This is a genomic window from Vibrio neptunius, assembly GCA_019339365.1.
Taxonomy (GTDB): Bacteria; Pseudomonadota; Gammaproteobacteria; order Enterobacterales; family Vibrionaceae; genus Vibrio; species Vibrio neptunius.
Map to the genome: position 1 here is coordinate 1,426,220 of CP079860.1, position 24,830 is coordinate 1,451,049.

General features: G+C 44.5%; 19 protein-coding genes and 2 pseudogenes. 14 read left to right on the forward strand and 7 right to left on the reverse strand.

The annotated features are described in order from the left end of the window. Positions 1–151: 151 nt before the first annotated feature. The gene (locus KW548_23325; protein ID QXX08540.1) at positions 152–1,435 is read right to left on the reverse strand and encodes a linear amide C-N hydrolase; all 1,284 of its coding nucleotides are present in this window, start codon (positions 1,433–1,435) and stop codon (positions 152–154) included. Between the two features lie 520 nt (positions 1,436–1,955). On the opposite strand from KW548_23325, the gene KW548_23330 reads away from it, so the two are divergent. Next, positions 1,956–3,104: a DUF917 domain-containing protein gene (locus KW548_23330; GenBank protein QXX08541.1), complete on the forward strand. Its 1,149-nt coding sequence runs from the start codon at positions 1,956–1,958 to the stop codon at positions 3,102–3,104. 13 nt (positions 3,105–3,117) lie between these two features. Beyond that, on the forward strand, positions 3,118–3,837 hold the full coding sequence (locus KW548_23335) for an aspartate/glutamate racemase family protein (GenBank protein QXX08542.1): 720 nt from the start codon (positions 3,118–3,120) through the stop codon (positions 3,835–3,837). A 107-nt stretch (positions 3,838–3,944) separates the two neighbouring features. On the opposite strand, the gene KW548_23340 is transcribed toward KW548_23335, so the two are convergent. Then, positions 3,945–4,532 carry a hypothetical protein gene (locus KW548_23340; GenBank protein QXX08543.1) on the reverse strand — a complete coding sequence of 196 codons (588 nt, stop codon included), beginning with the start codon at positions 4,530–4,532 and terminating at the stop codon, positions 3,945–3,947. Positions 4,533–4,862: 330 nt separating this feature from the next. On the opposite strand from KW548_23340, the gene KW548_23345 reads away from it, so the two are divergent. The 5 genes from KW548_23345 to KW548_23365 all read left to right on the forward strand — a co-directional run bounded on the left by KW548_23345 (position 4,863) and on the right by KW548_23365 (position 10,719). Next, entirely contained in the window at positions 4,863–6,848 is a 1,986-nt protein-coding gene (locus tag KW548_23345; protein ID QXX08544.1) for an XRE family transcriptional regulator, read from the forward strand. Between the two features lie 53 nt (positions 6,849–6,901). Then, positions 6,902–7,726, forward strand: a complete 825-nt coding sequence (locus KW548_23350) for a hypothetical protein (protein ID QXX08545.1) — start codon at positions 6,902–6,904, stop codon at positions 7,724–7,726. A 451-nt stretch (positions 7,727–8,177) separates the two neighbouring features. Beyond that, positions 8,178–8,642 carry a DUF1842 domain-containing protein gene (locus KW548_23355; GenBank protein QXX08546.1) on the forward strand — a complete coding sequence of 155 codons (465 nt, stop codon included), beginning with the start codon at positions 8,178–8,180 and terminating at the stop codon, positions 8,640–8,642. Positions 8,643–8,737: 95 nt separating this feature from the next. After that, entirely contained in the window at positions 8,738–9,265 is a 528-nt protein-coding gene (locus KW548_23360; GenBank protein ID QXX08547.1) for a hypothetical protein, read from the forward strand. 257 nt (positions 9,266–9,522) lie between these two features. Continuing rightward, the gene (locus tag KW548_23365; protein ID QXX08548.1) at positions 9,523–10,719 is read left to right on the forward strand and encodes a hypothetical protein; all 1,197 of its coding nucleotides are present in this window, start codon (positions 9,523–9,525) and stop codon (positions 10,717–10,719) included. A 15-nt stretch (positions 10,720–10,734) separates the two neighbouring features. Here the strand turns inward: KW548_23365 and KW548_23370 are convergent, their stop codons facing one another. Continuing rightward, complete coding sequence (locus KW548_23370) at positions 10,735–11,439, reverse strand: transporter substrate-binding domain-containing protein (protein QXX08549.1); 705 nt, start codon at positions 11,437–11,439, stop codon at positions 10,735–10,737. 468 nt (positions 11,440–11,907) lie between these two features. Between KW548_23370 and betI the strand changes: the two genes are divergently transcribed. From betI to choV, 6 genes are read left to right on the forward strand one after another with little or no spacing between them, the layout of a single operon-like run. Further along, positions 11,908–12,504 (forward strand): transcriptional regulator BetI, encoded by a 597-nt coding sequence (gene betI / locus KW548_23375; GenBank protein ID QXX08550.1) that lies wholly within the window; start codon positions 11,908–11,910, stop codon positions 12,502–12,504. 20 nt (positions 12,505–12,524) lie between these two features. Then, a complete protein-coding gene (betB, locus tag KW548_23380; GenBank protein QXX08551.1) occupies positions 12,525–13,985 on the forward strand; it encodes a betaine-aldehyde dehydrogenase in 1,461 nt (486 codons plus the stop codon). Positions 13,986–14,004: 19 nt separating this feature from the next. Then, entirely contained in the window at positions 14,005–15,705 is a 1,701-nt protein-coding gene (betA, locus tag KW548_23385) for a choline dehydrogenase (protein QXX08552.1), read from the forward strand. Between the two features lie 28 nt (positions 15,706–15,733). Then, a complete protein-coding gene (locus tag KW548_23390; protein QXX08553.1) occupies positions 15,734–16,672 on the forward strand; it encodes a choline ABC transporter substrate-binding protein in 939 nt (312 codons plus the stop codon). 48 nt (positions 16,673–16,720) lie between these two features. Further along, positions 16,721–17,563: a choline ABC transporter permease subunit gene (gene choW / locus KW548_23395; protein QXX08554.1), complete on the forward strand. Its 843-nt coding sequence runs from the start codon at positions 16,721–16,723 to the stop codon at positions 17,561–17,563. A 2-nt stretch (positions 17,564–17,565) separates the two neighbouring features. Then, complete coding sequence (gene choV / locus KW548_23400) at positions 17,566–18,753, forward strand: choline ABC transporter ATP-binding protein (GenBank protein QXX08555.1); 1,188 nt, start codon at positions 17,566–17,568, stop codon at positions 18,751–18,753. A gap of 96 nt (positions 18,754–18,849) precedes the next feature. Here the strand turns inward: choV and KW548_23405 are convergent, their stop codons facing one another. The 4 genes and pseudogenes from KW548_23405 to KW548_23420 all read right to left on the reverse strand — a co-directional run bounded on the left by KW548_23405 (position 18,850) and on the right by KW548_23420 (position 23,714). Further along, positions 18,850–19,467: an alpha/beta fold hydrolase gene (locus KW548_23405; GenBank protein QXX08556.1), complete on the reverse strand. Its 618-nt coding sequence runs from the start codon at positions 19,465–19,467 to the stop codon at positions 18,850–18,852. 262 nt (positions 19,468–19,729) lie between these two features. Continuing rightward, the gene (locus tag KW548_23410; GenBank protein QXX08557.1) at positions 19,730–20,518 is read right to left on the reverse strand and encodes a PhzF family phenazine biosynthesis protein; all 789 of its coding nucleotides are present in this window, start codon (positions 20,516–20,518) and stop codon (positions 19,730–19,732) included. 221 nt (positions 20,519–20,739) lie between these two features. Beyond that, positions 20,740–21,880: pseudogene (gene lldD, locus KW548_23415) on the reverse strand (FMN-dependent L-lactate dehydrogenase LldD). Between the two features lie 141 nt (positions 21,881–22,021). Next, positions 22,022–23,714 (reverse strand): annotated as a pseudogene (locus tag KW548_23420) (L-lactate permease). 167 nt (positions 23,715–23,881) lie between these two features. Between KW548_23420 and KW548_23425 the strand changes: the two are divergent. Beyond that, entirely contained in the window at positions 23,882–24,781 is a 900-nt protein-coding gene (locus KW548_23425) for a LysR family transcriptional regulator (GenBank protein QXX08558.1), read from the forward strand. The last annotated feature ends 49 nt before the right edge of the window (positions 24,782–24,830 follow it).

A 24,830-nucleotide genomic window follows, 5' to 3' on the forward strand; every position in this document is an offset into this window, starting at 1 on the left:
CCCTCCACTTGTTTTGTTCCCGCACTGGATGGCTGTGCGGGAACAAGCACTTTTAGCTGATATGCTACCAAACGTTCGGCACTGGTCTCTCATATTCTTCTAGTGGTATCTGCCCCATGAGTCCATGGGGCGTGTGGTATTGAAATTCGATTTAGGCGATTTTGACCGTTGGTCTAGATTCGACTTGTTCAAACGGTAATGCTGTTGTCGTTGGCATGAGCTGTAAGACGCTTGAAATCTGATAATCTCTATTTAATCCCACATAGTCTTTGACGTTCGCGACTCGCCAAGTCATGTCTCCATAAGTACGCAGATATAATGCAGGTGAATGATGACTGTTATTTCTAATCACACTCCACTGGGTAATATCGCTGAAAAATACTTCAGGGTTGTCTGATGTGTCCAGATCATTCGCCATAATGCCCAAAGGGATATCGACGCGATTGAGCAGCTTTTGTGCAAGGGAGAATGCTTCATCGAAGTGGATTGGTTGCTCGCTTAATTGCTTAATTGCATAGGTTTGTACAAATCGAGATGGCGGTGTAGGGTCGGCGGGTAGCCCCATTAATCCAGCCCCATTGACTGTTTGCAGTGGTCCTGGGATCTGGACATGACGTTGCATGGATACGTCTTTGTCCGGCTGTGGATTGTAGTTGCGTAAATTGGAAAAATAGGAAAGATGGTTGACATGCCAATGATAATTCGGGCAGTTGGTCATAACGCCCACGTAGGAATGGTCCACAATCACTTTGTAAGCATTGAAAGCATATTCGATAGTTTGATATCGGCATTGCTGATTGACCGTCTCGCTCTCTTTAAATGCTCGATAAATATGTATATTGCCGTTGAGAAACTCAATGACAGCACTGTCATTATTTGCATCGTGAATCACGAGGTGCTGGTCTAAAGGCATATTGTCACTCGCTCTTTCCCCTGTTGAAATCGTTGAGTTAAACACGTAGACAGGGTGGGTAGTGAAGTAGTTCACCATGTCTTCCACAGTCGTAAACTTAGACAGGATAAAAGTGCCCAACAGACTGCTGCCTAACGCAAAGGCATCTTCAGGTATGTCAGAGGTTGAGACATTTTGATTGAGTATAGGCAAGTAGAGTGAGCCCACTGAAAGGCCTGACTCATTTATACCATCAGCGGTAATAAGAGGATTGTTGTATTGGGCAACGCCGTTACAGTGGATGAAGCTTAATTTTCCTTTCCAGCTTGCTTTAAACTCATGCTCACTATTATGACACTCTGGCGGCTGACCATTAAAAACACGATCGGCTTTTCCGCTAGTTGTCAAGGTAGTAATTTGGAAGTGTTGTTGAGCTCTAAACCAAATCTCGGTCTGAAGGTTTACTGCAAACTCCATGGTCCGAGCGGATAGGGTTAGGGGGCGATTGTTACAACCAAAGTTGATATTGAAATCTGTACACATAGCCATGCTCTTTATTGCTTAATTTGAATGATGTATACCCAAGACACTCTTTACATCAGATACTTAGAAATATCGTGGATAAAAAGATTTGCGCTTAACCAATGGATTTGACCCTTTGAGATAAGTGCATGCGATTAAGCTACGTATTCAACCAAAAAACGTCAGTAGCAGATTAGTATCAGTTGATAGAGTTAACAGGTTTTATTGCGTTGACGAACGATATCGACCAAGACTCTTTTCATCGCCAGTTCAAACGACTTACCTGTATTAAGAGACAATAACGGCTGTTCACCCTCTGAAAACAAAGCTGTAACTCTTTGCATCCCACATTAAACAAACCTCACGCTTTGCTCGAGCAAAGGCGTTTTCTCATGAATATGATGGGGAAACATTACTTATGATACTGATTTGATACCAACGTGATACTGAACTGATCTCGACATCTGTTTATTGTGTCCACTGATTTGGAAAAAGGACTCTACTTATGGAATCAGGAGTAAAAAGCTTAAATCGCTTAGATTTGGAAGATATTATTCGCGGTGCTCATTTTTATGCGTGTGGCGGCGGTGGGGCACAGGAAAATGGCGAAGAATTGCTCAAGGAAATTGACAAGCTATTCGCGTCAAAATCTGAGGTTACAGTGCAGTATATTGACGTTAATGACGTCCAAGATACTGATATGCTTCCAGTACTCGCAGCTATGGGAGCACCACAAAAGTTTCTTCAAAAAGGATATAGATACTCTCCCGTTACGGCATTTCACGACCTAGAAAAAATCCAAAAGGTCGCCTTTTCCACATTGTCACCCGTTGAAACTGGTCCGATTGCCTATGGTATGAGTTTACTGGTTGCCGCAGAGAGACAAATACCGATCATCAATGGTGATGGTGGAGGGCGAGCCTTTCCATGCTTACAGCTATCAACGTTTGCAAACTTGGCATTGGAAAGCCCAATCTCTGTTTCACCTTGTGTACTCACATCAGAAAAGTCTTTAACAGAAGATGGTGGGGTCATCCTTATTGAATGTGAATCGAGTTCGGATGTCGATGCGATGACCAGAGGAATCATTAGCACATCGAAGAGTTTTGATGATCGTGCCTCCCTTGCTTCATTTGCTATGTCAGGGGAGCAACTAAAGCAAAATAATGCCGTTGTCCCAGGTATGTTACTGAAAGCGAGAGCACTTGGTCGGCACATCAGAGAGTGTATTCAAGATCAGCTGTCTTGTTTTAATGCGATAGAGGCGTTAGATGGTGCACATTGTGTGATGAAAGGCAGATTGAGCAACGTTATTACCATGACAAGCAATGGTTTTGACTGGGTCGCGCAAGAATATCAGGAAGAGGGTAGTGGTAAAAAATATTACGTCATTTCACAAAATGAAAATATGCTTTTGTGGGTAGATGATTTAAGTACGCCAATCGCTATGGCTCCTGATTTAATTTGCTGTTTGTCTAGTGATGCTTCGCTAATGAGCAATGATGAAATTATCGATGCATGGAAGAAAGATTGCGCTGACCCTCGACTCAAAGAGATGGCGATTTTTACCGTGGATGCTGCTCCACAAATTAATCAGCCTTGGTTCCATCAGCATTTTTCCACAATATTCAAAAGATTCGGTTTCTTTGGTAGCTATCACCCCCCACTAAAAAATAACTTGAGAGGTTGAAATGTCGATGAGGATGAAACTTAAGATAATTATTCCGGTAAACACAACTGAGTTTACACAACAAATCTCAAACAGTGTGAATCGCTTTAGAAGTGATAAAGTCACCATTGATTTAGAGCATATTGATCAAGGAACTCCATTTATTCAATCTAGAATTGATCTGACTATTAATGCACCTTATGTCCTAGAGAAAGTGATTCAGGCAGAAAAAGATGGATATCATGGTGTATTTGTGACGGACATGGACATGTGTGGGGTGGAAGCAGCAAGACAAGCAGTCAAGATCCCGGTTATCGGCGGGTTCAGGCCGAGCTTTTTTACAGCCATGTTGCTGAGTCAGAAGGTTTCTATTCTAACGGTGCGCGATGTGGTTGACCTTCAGAACGAACACGTGCGAGCTTTTGGCGTTACCGAGAATCTTGCTTCTATATTGCCATTAAACAAAAACGTGAATGAATTGAAAGAACCCTCTTTAGAAGCGGAAGCTAAAATTCTTGAGGAGTTATTCGAGCTGGCTTGTCAGGCCATTGACCAAGATGGTGCCGACAGCATTATGTTTGGTTGTACCGGATTTACACATTTTTCAGCACCGTTACATGAGTTACTGATGGCTAAATATAAACAAAATGTACCGGTAATGGATCCAAACTGTTGTGCGATAGGGTATTTAATTATGTTGGTGGAAAATAACTTGTATCAAAGTGGGTTGAGTTATCCATATCAAGGAAAATGATACTTTATGCCAATTTAAAAAGTAAAAATATCATTTTAAAAAAGCAGCCAATATAAGGCTGCTTTTAACGTTAAGATAGTGAGGTTAATTAATATATATTGAATTATCTAAGCATTCTCTAATTCTTTATTATTTACATTAATTGTTATAATCTCTACAACAAGTCCATCGCGGCTTTTTTTGGAATTACAGAAGATTTCTTTACCACCATTCTGTTTACTAATAGCCAGCTGATCTTTTCGGGCAACAGCAAGAGCTTCGTTAAATAGGTCTGGGCTGTGTCCGGTTAGAAATGCGCTTAATCGAGGTGTTTTGTGTTTCGTAGATTCGGTAATTTTCCATGAGTGAATCGTTTTTTGCGCGGTAAACTCGTCATTTAGTGAACTTCTATTTGCGTATACTATACCAGATGCGGTTTCTTCATCCATGTATAATACGGTACCATCATCATCTTCAGAATCCTTCACCACATAGTAATAGCCAGTGTCTTTAGGTTGTAATGTTGTATAGCGGCAAAAAACAGTGGCGTCTTCCTCTTTGTTTGTCGCGACAAAGATTTTTCTTTGAGCGACTTCTCCTGCTTTATTTGGCTGAAGTTTTAGAAAACCGTTAATTTCCTCTGCCTGTGTATTATACCTTGGTTTGCATTCTACTTTCACTTTTACCTGATCGACCAGTCGCATATTTTCCATCATGTATCTCCATATTACCTAGTTGACGTTGTTATTTAAAATAAACTTTGAGTGATTTTATATCCGCAATCTATAGTCCACAGGATAGGCAAGTCCTGTCAGCTATATATATTGAACCTCTATTTCACTATTCGGACGACATGATTAAGATAAAACAAGCCTAAGAATGTTTCTGTATCAAACCAGCATCATGTGTTGATGACAAAGTATCACCGAGTATCAATTTGTCCATTTAGCAATGTAAATCATTCGGTTACAAAATTGCTCACCTTGAAAATATCACTTTGTTAGCTAGTATGATTTATCATACGGAGATGATGCTAGGGAGCGAAAATGGCAGACACTGTCTTGATCAATGGCAAGAAGCTGAAAGCATTAAGAGAAAAGCATGCGTTATCTCAGGAAGCGCTTGAGCAAGCATGCAGTCAAAAAAAGGGGTGTAGTGTTTCCATTGCCACGATAAAACGTGCTGAACTTGGTAACAAATTGAGTAAAAGAACCGTTGGGCGATTGGCCACTTTCTTCTCTGTCCCTATTGAAGAATTATTGAGTACTACACTGGCCGATTCTGAGATAGAAAAAGAGCCTTGTGTTGAAAAAATGGCTTTGGCGTTGTGGGTTCGTGCTGATTCAAAAATAATCATAAACGAAATACTAGACCATATTTCCTTGTTGTCCCCGTTGATTACTGAACGTTTTGGTAACACCTTAGTTGCCGCTGTGCCGTGTATTTATGATGGCAAGAAGTTGTATTTGACGATTCAACAAATCCTACTCAACCTTTCTCACCGTGTAACGCCCTATTTTCGAGCGATCATTTCAACTCAAGGTTTATCTCTACAGACTGACAACCTTTGGTATTTTAACGAAGCGTACATTCACGAAATGTCAGAACTCGCTTTGCAGCTTGAAAGCGCGACAGTTCTGGTTTCAGATGAGTTAATCGAAGCCAGCCTTCAGTGTTTTTGTTATGCTGACCAAGCTGTTGTCGCAGGTTACAAGGCGTTGTTAAAAAGAAGTGATGCTTGTTTTGGCAAAACACAAGGTAGAACTCATGAAATTGAGTTGTTTCATTATGCCATCGATAAGGTAGAGCGCATCAACGAACATTGCCTTTTAACGCTTCAAGGCGTTCAGGGAATTGGAAAAAGTCACTTGCTGAACGTTCTCTCAGATATGGCTGACCAGCGCAGGTGGAAAACGGTCAGGGTCGATTTTCAGCTTGCTTCATCACCGAGTGAATCGCTGTTGACTGCATTACAAGAATTGCGCTCAGGCACGGCTATCGATACGAGTATGCAGGAAAGCAATGAGCACGATTCCAGCATACGAAAAGAACCAGAGCAGCGACGTCAAAGAGATAATGATCCGGTATGTTTACTAATGGACAATTTTCATTTAATCGATGAGCACACGCTTGCTACCTTGCTCCGATTCATAGCGATGTCTGACAATGAGACGCTACTGATCGGTGCCGCTTTTTTGCCGACCCGTACAGCAAATCATCATGTTGAAGCGTTCAGTTCATTCAGAGTGCCTATGATCAACATGACGCTGACACCGCTTCTGCACCAAGAAATGGAAAAGTTATCTCTTGAGGGATTTAACGTCACAACGGAGGTCATGAATTCAGTTTTAGAAAGGGCCCAAGGGAACCCATCTCATTTTTATCAGCTTTTGACATCATATAGCCAAAACAAAATACCCAATGAGGTTACTCTAGACCTTGAAAGCAAAGTTGATGAACTTCCCGGTGAATGGCAAAGCGTGATGTCATTGATATCTTTTTGGGACGGTAACGTGACATCTGCGGACATCTATGCGGTGTCGAATCCTACCTCTGGTGTGATAGAAGCACTGCTCGAAAAGAAGCTTATCAGTCTGTCTTCAGAAAAGGGGATTCATTTGAATCATCCTTTTTTGAAGGACGTTATTCAACGAAGAACAAGCCATAGAGAGAAACGGGCGATTAATTTAACCATTGCCGATTATCTGGCGTCTGGTGATTCCTCTCCCTGTCAAGGGACACAACGACAGCTCATCGGCTACTATACGAAGGCAGAGGAGTGGCAACAAGCGGCTCAATTGTCGCTCTCTTTCGGACGACGATGCATAGAATCAGGTGATTATAACAGTGCCAAGCTTGACCTTAATACGGCGCTGGAAAACTACCAACGCTTACCAAACCCTGAACAGTGGCTGGAATTATTGTTTGATATTTACTTGGCACAGGCAACAGTCGCTCGAACGACAAAAGGGTGGGTAAGTCATAGTACGGTCGTGGCTTATCAACGATGTATAGAATTGGCAAAAAGCTGAGTTGTACCTTTCGGCACTGTATTTCACTCAGCGGATTATGGGTTAGGCAATTGATGGCGATGGACTTTAAGTTGTCTGAGGAGACAGCAAATGAAATGCTTTCTCTTGCTGAGCAATCAAATGATACTCGCTGTCAATCTCTGGCCTATAGCTGTTTGACTAATTCGCAGTTTTGGCTTGCCAAGCATCAGGCTGCTATTGGTCATGCAAAAGCGTCATTTGATTGTTACCAAAAAAATGTGAATAAGGATTTTTATACTTCTATTGGCATTAATCCGATCGCGTTGGCGGGGTGCTTTGGCCGTTTATCCGCGACATTGTGTTGTTGTGATGAAGATATCCGATTTTTCCAGCGTTTCCAATCCAACATCAGCCTTGAGAATGAGCCGTTCAGCTATGCTATCGTGTTACAAGGAGAGATCTGGTCTGCTTATCATCTGCAGGAATTCCAGCAGGTCATCACGCTTTCTGAACAATTGTTGGTCATTGCTGCCGTCAACGACTTTCCTTTTTATACAGGCATAGCTTCTCTATTCAAGGGGTGGGCGCTATTTTTCACCGCACCATTGGACCAAGAAACATCGCTCACGCTTTTTGAGGAAGGTTATCAGCATTGGTTAGCATCGAGCGGCGACCAAATAGCGCACTCGCTTTATTCATTGATGAAAGCGGAACTCTATTGTGAAGTCGGCCGTTCAGAAGAAGCACAGGACATTTTGCAAGATGGGATCGCAGTCGCTCTCGAAAAGAATGAAGCCTGTTATTTATCTCCAATGTATGCGCTTTTGGGTCGTTTAGTTGATGATGACATTGATCTGATCAAAAGGTCCCATGAAATCGCACATGAGCAAGGTGCTCGATTGTTCCTTAATCAGTAGAGTCAACGTTGAAGCCTTGCGCTATTTTGGTGAGCGCGCTATGTCAATCGCGCTTATTTTTGCGCTAAGCGAGTCTATTATTCGCAATTGAGCAGGCACCGAGTACCGCAAGGCGTTGTCTTTCGGGGTTAGGGTGTTTGGCGAGGGCGTGGCTGTCTTGAGTTTCTTGAATTATTTTCTCTTCCATTAATCTTTGTTGTCGAATGTTTGGTTATTTATCAACTTAAGTGCACAACTGTGCCATATCAGTTTGGTATCAGTTGGTCGCTGCGAATCGCCAAAACAGATGTGAGAGGGCAAAGAGCTTGTTGATAAAAAGAAACGGCCAGCATCAGCGTGGCTGTTGGGGTTTATATTGGGAAATGGAACTGAGCCTAAAGTGATACTGAATGTGAATGACAGTGTATCTACATTGAATGAGTCACTAACGACAACTCAGTTGGAGAAAACAATGAAAATGGAATCACAAGAAATTTTGGCTGCGCATTATCATATTGGTAACGGTTTACTTGGAGGAGTGAGTTTTGACATTAAGCTACTCGTCGCCAGCGAAGACAAATCAATTTTGGGTAAGGGACATATTTTTCAGGCAGTTAATCCACCGTTAAATGTGCTGACTGATCTCAATGGCAGTTTCAATTATCAATGTACGATGCGTGATTGCCATATCATGGTGACGTTGCAGGGCTACCAGCCTTATCCAGGCATTCCTCCTGTGGGAGTCGATCTTCACAACGTAACACTCAATATCCTACTCAATGATGACTGGAAATCAGGTATAGCATCGTATCAATACAAAAACAGCTCGGGCGAATGGATTGAGGTCGAAAATCAACGCGTTACTCTGCAAGTGCCAGAGCATGTACCAAGCATTGAGCAGCTTAAGGTGGAAAAAGGCGACTTTACGCCTGCGTAAACGCGACCAGTAATGCGTTCCAAACACAGATATTCGATAGTGCCGACTATCTGTGTTTGATGTTAGATCTTATTTCAGCAGCTAGGGAGAAAGTTATGTTATCTAAAACTGCGTTAAACCAAATACTCTCGGCAGAAAAGAGTCGTTTAGCAGGTCGTAATATTGTCGAAACATTTATTAGAAAAAATTATGAGGTGGCAAAACTTCAGGTCTCAGAGCGTATGCGCAAAGAAAATGCTCAAAAAGCCGCTAAAGAAGTCGCTACCATTCTTCTTGGTAAAATTCCTTATATTGGCTCGGCGGTCAGTACCGTTTTTGAAAAGGTTGTGCATAACAAAACATCGGGAGAAATTCTTGATGAAGCGCTCACCTTCTACAATATTGCTGACATTTATGCCAAAGATATATGTGGAGAGGTGAATGAGGGAACGTTAAAAATCTATGTTAAGGCTCAGCTCTATCTTGAATTAGCAGACGCATTGATGGAATACGTCGAGATGAAGCAAGCGTCTTTTGTCAGTGGCGTAAGACTGCAGTTTTTGGCAAAAGATGCAGTGGTCCAGCGTGAACTTAGACGAGTTTTAACATCGAAAGGCGATATAGAGCTTGACACCTTTGCCTAATAGTAACAGCTCAACTTTAGCAGGCTCAGCGACTGATTCAGCGTGCTATAGATGAAACCCATCAATCATTATTCTTTTGTCATTTTTTGATTTCAGAAGACAAAGCGTCATTGGCCTGAGAATCACCTACCTAGAAACAGCGAGAATAATTTGCCTAATTATTGAATCATTATCTCATTATTATTGTCAGACTGAAATCATTTGGCATTTAAAAAGGTCTACTCGTATATTGGTATGCCGAATGGAGTAATAAAGACATGTCTGAATTTTTAGTAAGAGATTTTAGTAGCCAAGGTGGGTACACAACAAAAAACACTCAGAACGGTAGGCTTCCACGTAGCCGCCACGAGTCTTATGTGCCATGGGGTGTGACGTTAGACTCTAAAGTTGTTTATGCCAAAACAGGCGAGCATACGGGCTTCAACATGGGCAGGGGAAAATATCGACTGAAGCCTTACGATACGAACATCAGTCAGACACGCCGGGCGGAGGCGCAATCTGTGCTTGGTGTAATGGCACTGAACGTTACAGAGTATACAGAAGAAGCGGTGAATAAGGTTTCAACCGGTGTTAAGCAATATCTCCAAACACACAAACGTAACGATTCTCAAGGTGTCACTGAAATGGTCAAAGCGCAGATTGGACACTATTTTTTCACTGGTGGAAGAATGGGTTTTGGCCGTATTAGTGAGGAAAAAGCCAAAGATATTGCCGCTTCTGTGATTTGGGAAAAACTGATTCTAGCGCTAGATAGTGGAACGCTGGAGCAGAAGCTCGCCATTCACGATGCGGTTGGGCGAAAAATTTTGCCAAAACTCAAAGGGCCAGAAGCAGGCAAATATGCAGTATTGGCCAACAAAGTTCGAGAAGCTTGGTTTGATGACAGCCGCTATCGTGGCCGCCGAAAAAAAATGGGTGATGCTGCACCTGCAAGCACGGTAGGGGGCATTGTGCCGGCCTCAAGCCAGGATATCGTTGGAGCCGTTGACCAGAAGCGCAACCGTGGTGTTGATATGTTTGAGCGAGACCCAAACCGAGAAGAGCATGCAACGGCAGATAGCTTCTATGATGATGTTGATGTCCGTAACCTCTTGTTTGGCGCGGGAATCTCGGGAACAACTGGCACATTGCTTCAAGCAGCATGTGCATTTGGCGGTTTGCACACTTGGAATGCTGAACTTTGTAAACAATACATGTTGGCGATTGTTGGGTATCTAATTGGTGGCGGTATGCATAGTTTTCATGAGTCTATGGCCATTGCTCAGAAAGCCGGGATTGTAAACTATAACCCTGGGTCCTATGTTGAAGTGTTACCAACCTCATTCCTACAAAGCGTAAAGGGCAAAAATTGGGTCACTCGCTATTATGACGTCTCTGTGCTGGGGGCGATTCATTGGCGCTACAATACTGGGCGACTGCCATCTCACATTCAACGAAGTTTAGTATCAGATTAAGCCGTTCACACTGAGTCAACGATTTACTTTTATGCAGGGGCTTGTTACCTGTCTTTCTGAGAGCGTGGTGTTGATTTTATCTATATGCTTTTTGGCCGCGCTATTTTCTTTGCTTGTCGCAACGTGTAAAGGAATACAACTGAAATGAATCGTGCTGATATGGAAAAGATCGCGGTTTATCTGAGCATTTTTTAATGTGTAAGTCAGCACGTTCTTGTCGACTAATATGGCGTCAACGCGTTGCTTGATCAGCTTTTCAATACCTTCTTCTGCACTGCTTATCTCATACTTTTTAAAATGGGTAAGCTGTTCAAAATCGTCACTGTATCGGTAACCTCTCTGAACACCAATGGTGAATCCAGTTAAACTTTCACGACCGCTATACTGTAGTGGGCTTTTATGTCGACTCAGCAACACTATTTCATTCCAGTAATAAGGTTGGCTGAAATAAAGAAAGCGCTCCCTCTCTCCAGTCTTCCATGCGCCTAAAATGACATCGTTTTCCATGGTTCGCACGCTCTTTAATGCTCGATTCCAAGGTTGCAGCTTAATGTCGAGTTGAAAACCTGATTGTTCAAAAATATCAATCAGAATCAGCTGCGCCTTTCCTGTGTTTGGCGCTTCTTGAAAGTAAGGTGGCCATACGTCTTGTGTCCCTTTCACGCTTATCAAGGAACCCTGTGCAAGAAATGGAACACAAGCCAGTAAAAACAACCTCATACCTTTTCAGCCCCATGCAATGAGTAAACTGTTCTTAAAATAGTCAATAAAGCCTTGATTGACTAGTTTCAAGTTGATGCCTATTTCGCCAGCTTGACTTTTACAGAACGAAAGAATTCTTATCTTTAGTGCTCTAAATAATAAATTGCATATTAGCAAAGGTCGTAGCCTTGGGTGAGTGACGTTTGTGTATTTATATAAAGCCTTGTGCTCAAGTGTTTAAGTATTTAGGTTTATCTTATCTAATTGATATTTATAGTTTTAAATTAGATATTCTCAGCGGGTTGGATGTGTTTTCTGCTTTGTTGATTGATTGGTTTTGACTAAATTGATTGATCGAGTTATTAATCAAAATTCTCTAAAATTTAGGTTTAATGTATCGGTTTTGTGAAAAATAGTTTGAGTACTAACTAATTTTCAGGCATTTTATATTTAATTGAACGTTCAATTAAAAAAGGAAGTGCGGTAATGCCTAAGGTAGGGATGCCAGACATCAGGAAGCCTCAACTGGTACAAGCCACTATGGCAGTGATAGATAAAGTCGGCTTGTATGCTGCGAGTATTTCGCTGATTAGCAAAGAAGCCGGTGTGTCTACAGGCATTGTTAATCACTACTTTGGTGGCAAGCAGGGTTTGCTTCATGAAACCATGAGAGAGGTACTTCGCCAGCTTTCCACTACTGTGACTGAGCGTTTAAGTCAGCTACCAAAACATGCCCATCAACAGCGTATTAACGCCATCATTGATGGGAACTTTGTCGGCTATCAAGCGGAAAACAAAGTGGCCAAAACATGGCTAGCTTTCTGGTCCTATTCTGTTCACGAACCTGAGCTGAAACGCCTCCAACGTGTTAATGAAAAGCGACTTCTTTCTCACTTGAGCATTGAGCTAAAAGCGCTGTTTGAAAAAGAGCAGGCGGAAATCATTGCTCATGGTATCGCGGCTTTGATCGATGGGATCTGGCTCCGCGGGACAATGAATCCTGATGGCATAGATGCCAACAAAGCTAGATTGATCATCAACGATTATCTGGACAAGCAACTTACTTTCTATTCTCAAAAATAACGAAAAGTCAGAACTATCAAATGGAAATGAAATCACTATACATCGATGGCAGCGCATGTAACGCAACATCAGGTGAAAGCTTTACAACTTACAACCCTGCCAATGGCGAGCCGCTGGCTACTATTGGTCAGGCGAGCCCTCAAGACTTGGAGCGCGCTATCGAATCCGCCAAGCAAGGCTTTAAAATTTGGTCGGCCATGACTCCAACGGAGCGCAGCCGTATTTTGCTTAAAGCGGTTGCAATCTTGCGTGAGCGCAATGATGAACTAGCTGCTTTGGAAGTGGCTGATACAGGTAAGCCGCTTCAGGAAGCGATTGAAGTGGATATTGTTACTGGCGCCGATGTTATCGAATACTTTGCAGGTTTGGTGCCTGGAATGCAGGGTGAGCAGCAACCGCTGAGTGAGAATCAGTTTTTCTATACACGCCGCGAGCCACTCGGTATTTGTGCTGGCATCGGTGCCTGGAATTACCCAATCCAGATTGCAATGTGGAAATCTGCGCCAGCTTTGGCGGCAGGTAATGCCATGATCTTCAAACCGTCGGAAGAAACACCTCTGACCGCTTTAAAACTAGCAGAAATTTTCTCTGAAGCTGGTCTGCCAGATGGTGTGTTTAACGTCGTGCAGGGAGACCATCGCGTCGGACAAATGCTAACGGCACACCCAGAGATTGCAAAAGTCTCATTCACGGGTGAGTCGGGTACTGGCAAACTTGTGATGGCGGATAGCGCCAAAACACTGAAACAAGTCACGATGGAGCTCGGTGGCAAATCTCCAATGGTGATCTTTGACGATGCTAAGCTAGACAATGCAGTTTCTGCTGCGATGGTTGCCAACTTCTATACCCAAGGTGAAGTGTGCACTCATGGCACACGTGTTTACGTTCATGAATCCATTTACGACGCGTTTGTTAGTCAGTTGAAAGAACGAACTGAAAAGCTCATTGTGGGTAATCCAATGGATATGGATACTCAAATCGGCGCTCTGATCTCCAAAGAACATCTGGGTAAAGTTTTAGGTGCGATTGAAGAAGCGAAACAAAGCGGTGCGACGCTGCTGACGGGCGGTTATCAAGTCAAAGAAAATGGGTTGGAGAATGGCAACTTTGTTGTTCCGACGGTATTCACCGATTGCACCGATGACATGCCACACGTTCAAAATGAAATTTTTGGCCCTGTTATGTCTGTTCTGAAATTCTCACAGGAATCGGATGTGATTGAGCGAGCTAACGATACCTCATATGGCTTGGCTGCCGGGGTATTTACGCAGGACCTGTCTCGCGCGCACCGAGTGATTCACCAATTGCAAGCGGGCATATGCTGGGTTAACACTTGGGGTGACTCTCCAGCTGAAATGCCAGTAGGTGGCTATAAGCATTCTGGTATTGGCCGTGAGAACGGACCAGAAACGCTTCGCCATTACACTCAGACAAAGAGTGTCCTAATTGAACTTGGCGATTACGCCAGCCCTTACGCCTAAGCAGCAACGGAGATAGGAAATGGAGCAACGCTACGATTATATTATCGTTGGTGCAGGGTCGGCGGGTTGTGTACTGGCTGACCGCTTGTCTGAAAGTGGTGAGCATCAAGTGCTTCTGCTTGAAGCTGGAGGTACGGACAAAAGCATTTTCATCCAAATGCCGACTGCACTGTCTTACCCGATGAATACAGAAAAGTATGCGTGGCAATTTGAGACCACCGCGGAAGAGGGTTTGAATGGGCGCAAGCTACATTGTCCTCGAGGTAAAGTGCTGGGTGGCAGCTCTTCCATCAACGGAATGGTTTATGTCCGTGGCCATGCCTGTGATTTTGACGAGTGGGAAGAACAAGGAGCAAAAGGTTGGAACTACCAGTCTTGTTTACCTTATTTCCGCCGTGCTGAATCGTGGATTGGCGGCGAAGATAAGTATCGTGGAGGAAGCGGTCCGGTCGGAACCTGTAATGGTAACGACATGAAGCTTAATCCTCTATACCAAGCCTTTATTGAAGCGGGTAAAGAAGCGGGTTATCCGGAAACTGCGGACTACAATGGTTATCAGCAGGAAGGTTTTGGCCCTATGCACATGACGGTGGATAAAGGCATCCGTGCTTCGACCTCTAACGCCTACTTAAGGCGCGCACTGAAACGTTCTAACCTGACACTAATTAAAGGTGTTGTTGCCCACAAGGTGTTACTGGATGGCAAAAAAGCGATTGGCGTAGAGTTCGAACGCTCTGGAAAAGTCGTCAAGAGTTATGCCAATAAAGAAGTGGTATCGAGTGCAGGCTCAATCGGCTCGGTTCAACTGCTGCAATTGTCAGGCATTGGACCTGAATCCGTACTCAAAAATGCCGGTGTTGAAGTCAAGCATGACTTACCGGGGGTAGGTGAGAACCTTCAAGATCACCTTGAGGTGTACTTCCAGTACCACTGTGAAAAACCGATTACTCTCAACAGTAAGCTTGGTCTCGTGAGTAAGGGGATGATTGGCGCTGAATGGATCCTGACCCGTAAAGGCTTAGGCGCGACGAACCATTTTGAGTCATGCGCATTTATCCGTTCTCGCAAAGGGCTGAAGTGGCCAAACATTCAGTATCATTTCCTACCTGCCGCGATGCGCTACGATGGTAAGGCGGCGTTTGATGGCCATGGTTTTCAGGTTCATGTTGGGCCGAACAAACCACAGAGCCGTGGGCGTGTCGCTATTACCTCTGCTAATCCAAGTGACAAACCAAACATCGAGTTTAACTACATTTCAACGGATCAAGATCGTCAGGACTGGCGTGACTGTATTCGTCTGACCCGTGAAATCCTTTCTCAACCTGCCATGGATGCCTATCGCGGTAACGAAATACAGCCGGGTGAAACCATAGTGACTGATGAGGCGATTGATGAGTGGGTGAAACAAAACGTAGAGAGTGCCTACCACCCATCATGCAGTTGCAAAATGGGGGCAGAAGATGATCCGATGTCTGTGTTAGATGAGCAATGTCGAGTCCGTGGCATCGAAGGATTGCGAGTTGTGGATTCTTCTATCTTCCCAACGATTCCAAATGGCAACCTCAACGCCCCGACTATCATGGTTGCGGAACGTGCTGCTGATTTGATATTGGGTAAGCCGCTGATTGAAGGAAAAAAATTACCAGTATGGATTGCTCCGGACTGGGAAGAAAAACAGAGACCCAAGACACCGAAAAGAGACGTGTCGTCTATCTCGTAAAGTCAGTAAATATTACAAGGAAATGATTATGTCTATGATGACAAAAACGCTGTCGACTGTCGCTCTAAGTACGATGGCCACAGCGACCTATGCCAACCAGTGTGAAACCGTTCGATTTGCGGACGTCGGCTGGACTGATATTACCGCTACAACAGCAGTCACCAGCGAGCTACTTAAAGGTCTGGGCTACAAAACGAAAACGGATTTATTGTCTGTTCCCGTCACTTATTCATCTATGGCAAACGGTGATATCGATATCTTCCTTGGCAACTGGATGCCAACCATGGAGGGAGATATCGCTAAATACCGTCAAGCGGGTACAGTAGAAACAGTTCGAGCAAACCTCGAAGGTGCAAAATACACGTTAGCCGTACCTAAATATGTTTATGACGCAGGCGTAAAAAGCTTTGCTGACATAGCAAAAAATGCGGACAAATTTAAAGATCGTATTTACGGCATTGAGCCTGGCAATGATGGCAACCGCCTGATTCAGTCAATGATTGATAGTGATGCGTTTGGCCTTAAAGATTTCAGCCTCGTTGAGTCTAGTGAGGCGGGTATGGTTTCGCAGGTATCACGAGCGGCTCGTCGCAACCAGTGGATTGTTTATCTCGGTTGGGCACCACACCCAATGAACAGCAATGTCGACATGGAATACCTTGATGGCGGTGATGACTTCTTCGGCCCGAACTACGGTGGTGCGAATGTCTACACCAACGTACGTTCTAACTATCTAAATGAATGTCAAAACGTAGGTCAGCTACTTCAGAATCTTGAATTTAGCCTAGAGATGGAGAATGAGTTGATGGAAGCGATCCTTAACCAAAACGTCAAACCATCAAAAGCGGCTCTCAAGTGGTTGCAAGCAAACCCAGAGCAAGTGAAATCTTGGCTTAAGGGTGTGAAGACTCTTTCTGGTAGTGATGCAGCTGAAGCTGTAAGCAACTACGTCAAATCAAATGCATAAAGTGACTAGGTGGGCGGTTTCGCCCACCTAACAACGTAAGGTTTTATTGTGAATTTTATTACCAACAACAAAATCCCTGTGGGTGAGTGGATGGAAACGGGCGTCGACTGGCTGACAATGAATGCAGCGGGTTTTTTCGACTCTGTTTCTTATTTTCTTGAAACCATCATTCTTTTTGTTGTCGATCTTTTTAAATGGATGCCACCGGCGTTGCCTATTCTTCTTACGGCGGCTATTGCTTGGTATCTACATCGCAGCATTCCTTTAGTGCTGTTTATCATCGGTGCACTTCTAACGATCCTTAACCTTGGCTACTGGCAAGAAATGCTGGAAACCTTTGTCTTAGTGTTTGCTGCGACAACGATTTCCGTATTAATTGGCGTTCCAGTTGGCGTAATGGCAGCACATCGTCCGTGGTTATATACCTTATTGAGGCCAATTTTGGACTTGATGCAAACCGTTCCTACTTTTGTCTACCTGATACCTACTTTGGTGTTGTTTGGTTTGGGCATCGTTCCTGGGCTAATTTCAACCATCATCTTTGCGATCGCTGCGCCTATCCGCCTGACTTACCTGGGTATTACCAAAGTGCCGGAAGAGTTGATTGAAGCGGGGCAAGCATTTGGTGCCAGCAAAATGAAACTGTTATTCAAGGTAGAACTACCTGCGGCGCTACCAAGCATTATGGCGGGTATCACCCAATGTATTATGTTGTCGCTTTCTATGGTGGTGATTGCTGCTCTTGTTGGTGCTGATGGTCTGGGTAAACCAGTGGTTCGCGCTCTGAATACAGTGAATATTTCTCAGGGCTTTGAAGCTGGTCTGGCTATCGTGCTGGTTGCGATTATCCTAGACCGCTTGTGTAAATCTCCAAATCAGAAGGAAGTGTAATCATGGACGCGATTAAGATTCAGAACCTTGATGTGGTATTTGGTGATCAGCCGCACAAGGCTTTAGCTCTGCTCGATGAAGGCAAAGCCCGTCAGGAAATTATTGATCAAACAGGGCAGGTAGTAGGTGTCGATAATGTCACCATGAGTGTCAAAGAAGGCGAAATCTGCGTGTTAATGGGCTTGTCTGGTTCAGGTAAATCCAGCCTGCTTAGGGCGGTGAATGGCTTGAACTCCATCAGCCGTGGTTCGTTGCAGGTCAAGGATGGCGATAATCAGGTCGAGCTCTCTTCTTGCAATGAAGAAACGTTAAGACACCTGCGCACTCATAGAGTGTCCATGGTATTTCAGAAATTTGCTTTAATGCCATGGCTGACCGTACTCGATAACGTTGCATTTGGTCTCGAAATGCAAGGCATTCCGAAAGCTGAACGAAGAGCGAAAGCACGAGAGCAGTTGGAAATGGTCGAGCTTTCAGACTGGGAACACAAGTATCCGCATGAACTATCTGGAGGTATGCAGCAGCGTGTTGGCTTAGCAAGAGCGTTCGCCATGGACACCGATATTCTCTTAATGGATGAGCCGTTTTCAGCCCTTGATCCCTTGATTCGTGCACAATTGCAAGACGAGCTCATCCTGCTACAGAAAAAGCTCAATAAGACGATTCTGTTTGTTAGTCATGATCTCGACGAGGCACTTAAAATTGGTAACAACATTGCTATTATGGAATCGGGAAAATTGATTCAGCACGGTAAGCCAGAGCAAATCGTGCTATCTCCAGAAAACGACTACGTTAAAGACTTTGTGTCTCACACCAATCCGCTCAATGTGTTAAAAGGCCGTTCTCTGATGCAACCTGCGAGTGAATTAGTACAGGAAGACGCGAGATGGCAAATCTGTCCGACGAAAAAAGTGTGGGTTGAAGAACGTAATAATCAGTTGCATCTGGATAATAAAGCCGATCTCAAACTGGTGGATTGGCGTGATGAGGCCACTGAGCTATGCGACATCAGTCAAGAATCGGTGGTGATTGCTAGCCCAGATATCGGTATGCGAGAAGCGATCAAGTTAAAACAACGCAGTGGTCAACCGATACTATTGGTTGAAAATGATGAGTTGATTGGCGTGTTGGACGACAGCGATTTTTATGCGGGCTTGCTAGGAAAGCTCAATCATTCAAAAGCGGCTTAGCACAGTACTAAATACTAAAAAAGTCCAACGGCGCATGATGTGTAGGCATTGCGCGCCGTGTCTTGGGGCGCTTACCGCTTGAATACCACTTCAGCGTCAACGATAGAAATGATCAGTGCGAACAAAATGATCAATCTGTTTTGGTACAAACGAAGTGTAAATCATACTGGTATGCGCGCTTTTCATTTCTATATGGTCACTCATCCCTTCAATTTTTGTTTCATCGACGGTGACCGTACCATCAGACAGTGTCTTGTTACCCATCATTAGCAGCGCTCTGGCCCCCAACGCCAGTGTACCTGCAATACTGCCGAGTTTCTGCGGGAAGCGCCAAACATCCTCATGTTCTTTTAAACCAAACTCAGCAGCATTGCCGAGCATCGCACCCATACCAAGGTCTTGGATACGGCTAACGATAGAAGCGCCTCTTAAAGGAGAACCTACGGCAACGACATGCGATACGTTGTGAGTATCTGGCTCTCTGGAGGCTAAATAGTGCTTGATGATCAAGCCGCCAAGGCTATGACCCACAAGAACGTTCGGCTGATGAGGGGATAGTGCTTGGTCTATCGTATTAAAAACCTTGTGTTCATCAATTGATACACTGTTGTAGCTGATGGTCTGAGTCTCATATCCGTATGAACGCAACTTTTGACTCAATGGCTGCATCGCCAATCCGTGCATGTACAGGCCATGAAGAATGACTATTTTCATCGGGTGCCTCAATACAAAATCTTCCCCTTATTTTGCCAATTCTGTACTGGCTTAACCAGTAAGGATTATCATATTTGATAATTCGCTGACAGTAATTGACGAATCTGCTTGATTGATATGATGATAAAGAAGTGAATCAGCTTCGAGCCTGCGACAATAGCAAAGCGAGTCGCTGGCGAGGGACAAGGGCGGTGACTTGCAGAGTTATTTTTAAGCGCGTGACTGATAAAAGCAGGCTAACTAGCCTGCCTTACACACAGGTTTAAATGTAGATTTTACTGCGAGAGTATAACACGGCGTCGCCAGAAACGATAACCTCACTCTCTTCGATGTGACAGTATAGGATGCCTCCACGTGTTGATGCTTGGTAAGCTTTTAAATGAGATTTACCGAGTTGCTTAGACCAATAAGGGGCTAGCCCAGCATGAATTGATCCCGTCACTGGATCTTCGCAATCACCGACATCTGGCCAGAAATAGCGAGATACAAAATCGTATTCTGTTCCTCGCGCGGTGACCACCAGATCAAATGGAGCGAGGGATTCCAGGTGCTCTCTACGCACAGTGAGTTCCCTGATATCGTGTTCGTTCTCATAGATAGCAAAGTAGGCCTGCGGGCTTTTCAGGACCTTGCTTGGGCAGAGAGAGACCGATTCATACAACGCTGAAGGAATGTCACATTCTACTGGTTCCCTGATGGGAAATGTCATCAATATTCGACCTGAAAGGTCTTTTTCTACTTTGAGCTTACCCACTTGTCGAGTCTCAAACTCGATAGTGCCACTAGTCTCAAAAAATTGATAAAGGACAAAGGATGAAGCGAGTGTAGCGTGACCGCAGAAATCAACTTCGGCTTTAGGTGAGAACCAGCGAATTTCGTATTGGTTAGCACCAGTGGGTTTAATAAACGCGGTTTCAGAAAGGTTGTTTTCCGTTGCAATATTTTGCATTGTTTCGTCGCTGAGCCAGTCTATCAAAGGAACGACTGCTGCGGAGTTACCTTTGAAGCGCTGTGTTGTAAATGCGTCACAGGTGAACATTTCCAGTTCCATATCTATCTCCATACGTTGTTTGAATTTGTTTTTTTAATGGTATTCATAAAGGCAATGCTTTGTAACGGTGTACTGTTTCTCATTGAGAATAGATTCACACAGAATAATGCTTTTGTTGCATTTCTTTAAATGAATTAGTAGAGGGAACCTGAAATTATAGGCTGGAATTAGAGAAAGGCGTTGTGGCCCAAATGATTTCCATCGGGCCACGACGAGTTGTTTTACGTAAACCGTACCAAAGAATCTTGATTGAGTTGGTTAATGTTTTGTGCACCCGTCAGAGTCATGGCAACGCGCATTTCCTTTTCGTAGAGATCGAGAAGGTTTTCTACACCTGCCTGTCCCTGTGCGGCAAGTGCATAAATGTAAGAACGGCCAAGCATGGCGCAATCTGCACCCAAGGCGAGCATTCTGACTACATCCAGGCCAGTGCGAATACCAGAATCAACAAAGATCTTCAGATCACCTTTTTACTGCATCAGCAATGCTCGGCAATGCTTTAGCCGACGACATCACGCCATCTAACTGGCGACCGCCGTGGTTGGAAACCACAATGCCATCAGCGCCAAATTTAACCGCATCTTTTGCATCCTGCTCATCCAGAATTCCTTTGATGACCATGGGGCCATCCCAGAAGTCACGGATCCACTCTAGGTCTTGCCACGAGATGGAAGGATCAAAGTTTTCACCTAACCAGCCAATATAGTCTTCGAGCTTGGTTGGCTCACCGCGGTAGGTTGAAATGTTGCCTAGATCGTGTGGTTTCCCAAACAGGCCGACATCGAATGCCCAAGAAGGATGACGCATCGCTTGAAAGACTCGGCGCATTGCAGCATTTGGTCCGCTCATACCAGAATGCATATCACGATAGCGCGCTCCCGGCACTGGCATATCAACCGTAAAGACAAGGGTTGTGACTCCGGCTGCTTTCGCGCGCTCGAGCACGTTTTTCATGAATCCACGGTCTTTTAACACGTAGAGCTGAAACCACATGGGTCGTGCCAGCTTTGGGGTGACTTCTTCAATAGGGCAGACAGACACGGTCGACATCGTAAATGGAATGCCTTTGTTTTCCGCAGCAATGGCAGCCTGCACTTCACCGCGTCTCGCGTACATGCCAGTTAGACCAACTGGAGACAGAGCAATAGGCAGAGCGAATTTTTCACCAAAGATTTCGGTTTCTAGATTCAGGTCAGACATGTTTTTGAGCACACGTTGTTTTAGCGCGATATCCGCGAGATCTTCGGTATTGCGTCTTAATGTATGCTCTCCATAAGAACCGCCATCAATATAGTGGAACAAGAACGGCGGAAGTTTAGATTTAGCCGCTTTACGGTAGTCTGTTGAAGCCGAGATGATCATAAATTCAGTCCTACATTTACATATTGGGGGCCTAAATAAGGCAAGAACGACATCTTTAATAGATTAACAAGGCGTTAATACCCGCAGTGATTCGACACCAGTGGCCAGTCTTGTCAGGGACGGGTATTCGCGCAAAAAGGTTTACTTCATTAGAGCATCGGTAATTTGGATACCATAAATGGCAACCAGACCAATAACACCAGTCACTACAAGATAGTAGAACGTTGGGATAACGGTCTTGCGCAGTGTCGCACCCTCACGACCCAGAAGACCGACGGTTGCGGAAGCGGCTACAACGTTATGAATCGCGATCATGTTACCCGCTGCCGCACCGACGGCTTGTAGGGCGACGACGACGGCACTTGAAATAGATAACGTTTGGGCTACTTCAAATTGGAACTGGCTAAACATCATGTTAGAGACGGTATTTGAGCCTGCGATGAATGCACCCAAAGCCCCCACTGTTGCGCTGAGTGCTGGGAACGCTTCACCCACCAAACCTGCAGCGAAGTTTGCAGTAGTCACAGGCATGCTGGCTAAATCAGCACCGTTGATTCCAGAGTTGATAAAGATACGTACCATTGGGATGGTAAACACAAGTACGAAGCCTGCACCAATCAGTGTTTTACTCGATTCACCAAATGCTTTCGTCAATGGGGTAGCACTGCGTGCTTGAAGAAGTACTGCAATCAAAGCGACAAACACTAAGATGCCACCAGGCAGATATAAAGGTTGGATAGCGGTACTGATACCAACCTCGCCAAGAATGTTACCAAACGACAAACTCACACTACGCAGCATGGCTTTAAACTCAGCGCTGACGCGACTTGCTACTAGGACGACAGCAAGAAGTACGTATGGCAGCCAAGCCATAACCATGCTCATTGGCTTGTCTTTAGAATCCGCCAGATCAATCTTAAGAGAGCCTAACCATTCTGCAGGCCATTTCTTCTCGTCTTCAAAATCCCACGTTGATTTTGGAACAAGGGAAGCCACGCTTAGCAGCAGAAACCACGATCGTTAAGCCAACCAGACCACCGATAAGTGATGGGAATTCCGCGCCCAAGAACACACCCGTTAATGCGTAAGGAATGGTAAAAGCAAGGCCTGCAAAAAGAGCAAATGGAATGATGTCTAGGCCTTCTGTCCAGCTTCTATTCTTACCAAAGAAGCGTGTTAACATCATCGCCATCAGTACCGGGATTAGGGTGCCAACACAAGCGTGGATCAGCGCAACGCTGGACGTTATCTGCTGAAGGTAGGCGTCCCAGTTTGAACCGTTAGCCACAAGCGCTTCAGTAATGTTATGTGTGTCTAGGCCTTTGTTCACGCCGACAATGATCGGGGTTCCCACTGCACCGAAAGACACGGGTGTAGACTGAATCATCATGCCCATTAGAACAGCGGCAAGGGCTGGAAAACCAATAGCGACAAGAAGCGGAGCCGCAATGGCAGCAGGGGTACCAAAACCAGAGGCGCCTTCAATGAATGAGCCAAAACACCAAGCGATGATGATCGCCTGAACTCGACGGTCTGGCGAGATATTGGTAAATCCATTGCGGATGGTTGATATCGCACCAGTGTGTTTTAGTGTGTTGAGCAGGAAAATGGCACCGAAGACAATCCACAGTACAGAGACAGTGATGCCCAGTCCCTGAAAAATGGAGGCAAGAACTCGCGCAGTAGACATATCCCAACAGAACAGGGCAATCACTACGGTCAATCCGAAAGCAACAGGCATCGCGCGTTTCGCTGGCCAGTTGAGACCGACTAATAATATAGCCGCAACCACTATCGGCGAAAAGGCCACTAAGGCCAGTAAGGTTTCACTCATTGGTACATCCTCGTACAGGCTTTTACTTTTACAAATCAGGATTCTCTAGAATCTCTTAGATTTTATAATTGTGATATTTGTGTTAATTCGAGGTGAATTTACCCCTTTATTTTTTATTGATATAGGGAAATAATGAAAATAATTAATTCCAAAAATGACATAATGATATGCGTGCGGACGATATAATTTTATTTTCTCAGGTGGTAGAACTGGGTAGTTTTAGTAAAGTTGCAGAGATGAATAACCTTACAAATTCGGTAGTTAGCAAAAGAATAGCTCGATTAGAAGAAGCAATTGGCGTTCAATTATTATATCGAACTACGCGTAAATTGACGTTAACGGAGGCTGGTAAGGCGCTGACCCACGGCGCGAAAAATGTGAAGCAAGCCGCTCAGGAAGCGATGGATGCCGTATCGGGATTTGGTGAGAATATCAGCGGTCACATCAAAATGTCGGTGCCCTCAATTTCTGGTGACCTGATTTTGGCTGATGCAGTGGCAGAATTTTGCAACTTGCATCCAGGCTTAACGGTCGATATGTCTCTCGATAATCGCTTTGTTGATCTTGTCGAAGGCGGGTATGATCTTGTGATCCGTACCGGCTACCTTGAAGATTCGAGTCTTATTGCTCGTCATATTCTTGATTCTCAATGGGTGGTTTGTGCCTCACCTTCTTACATTGCACGGAATGGAAAACCTATCCTGCCCGAAGATCTTGTTACCCACAACTGCCTGCAATACGCCTATCAAACAACAGGCGCCTCTGAGTGGGAATTTAAATCTGAGTCAGGGAACTATACGGTCAAGGTGTCAGGCTCCTTCTCGACGGATAATGCGACGGCACTAAGAAAAGCAGCAATGGGCGGGCATGGGATTGCATACGTACCACGATGTTTGGTTTATCACGACATTCGCAATGGTCAATTGGTGGATCTGTTTCCAGAATTGGTCGGCAAGCGGTTGGGAATTTACGCAGTCTATCCGTTTACTCGTCAACCGCCCAATAAAGTTAAGCTGTTAATTGAGCATATTCGGGCGCGTTATTTAGCTATTTCGCACTATTTCTAAGAGAAAAAAGCCGATGCGTCCATGCATCGGCTTTGATTGGCGGCCAAAC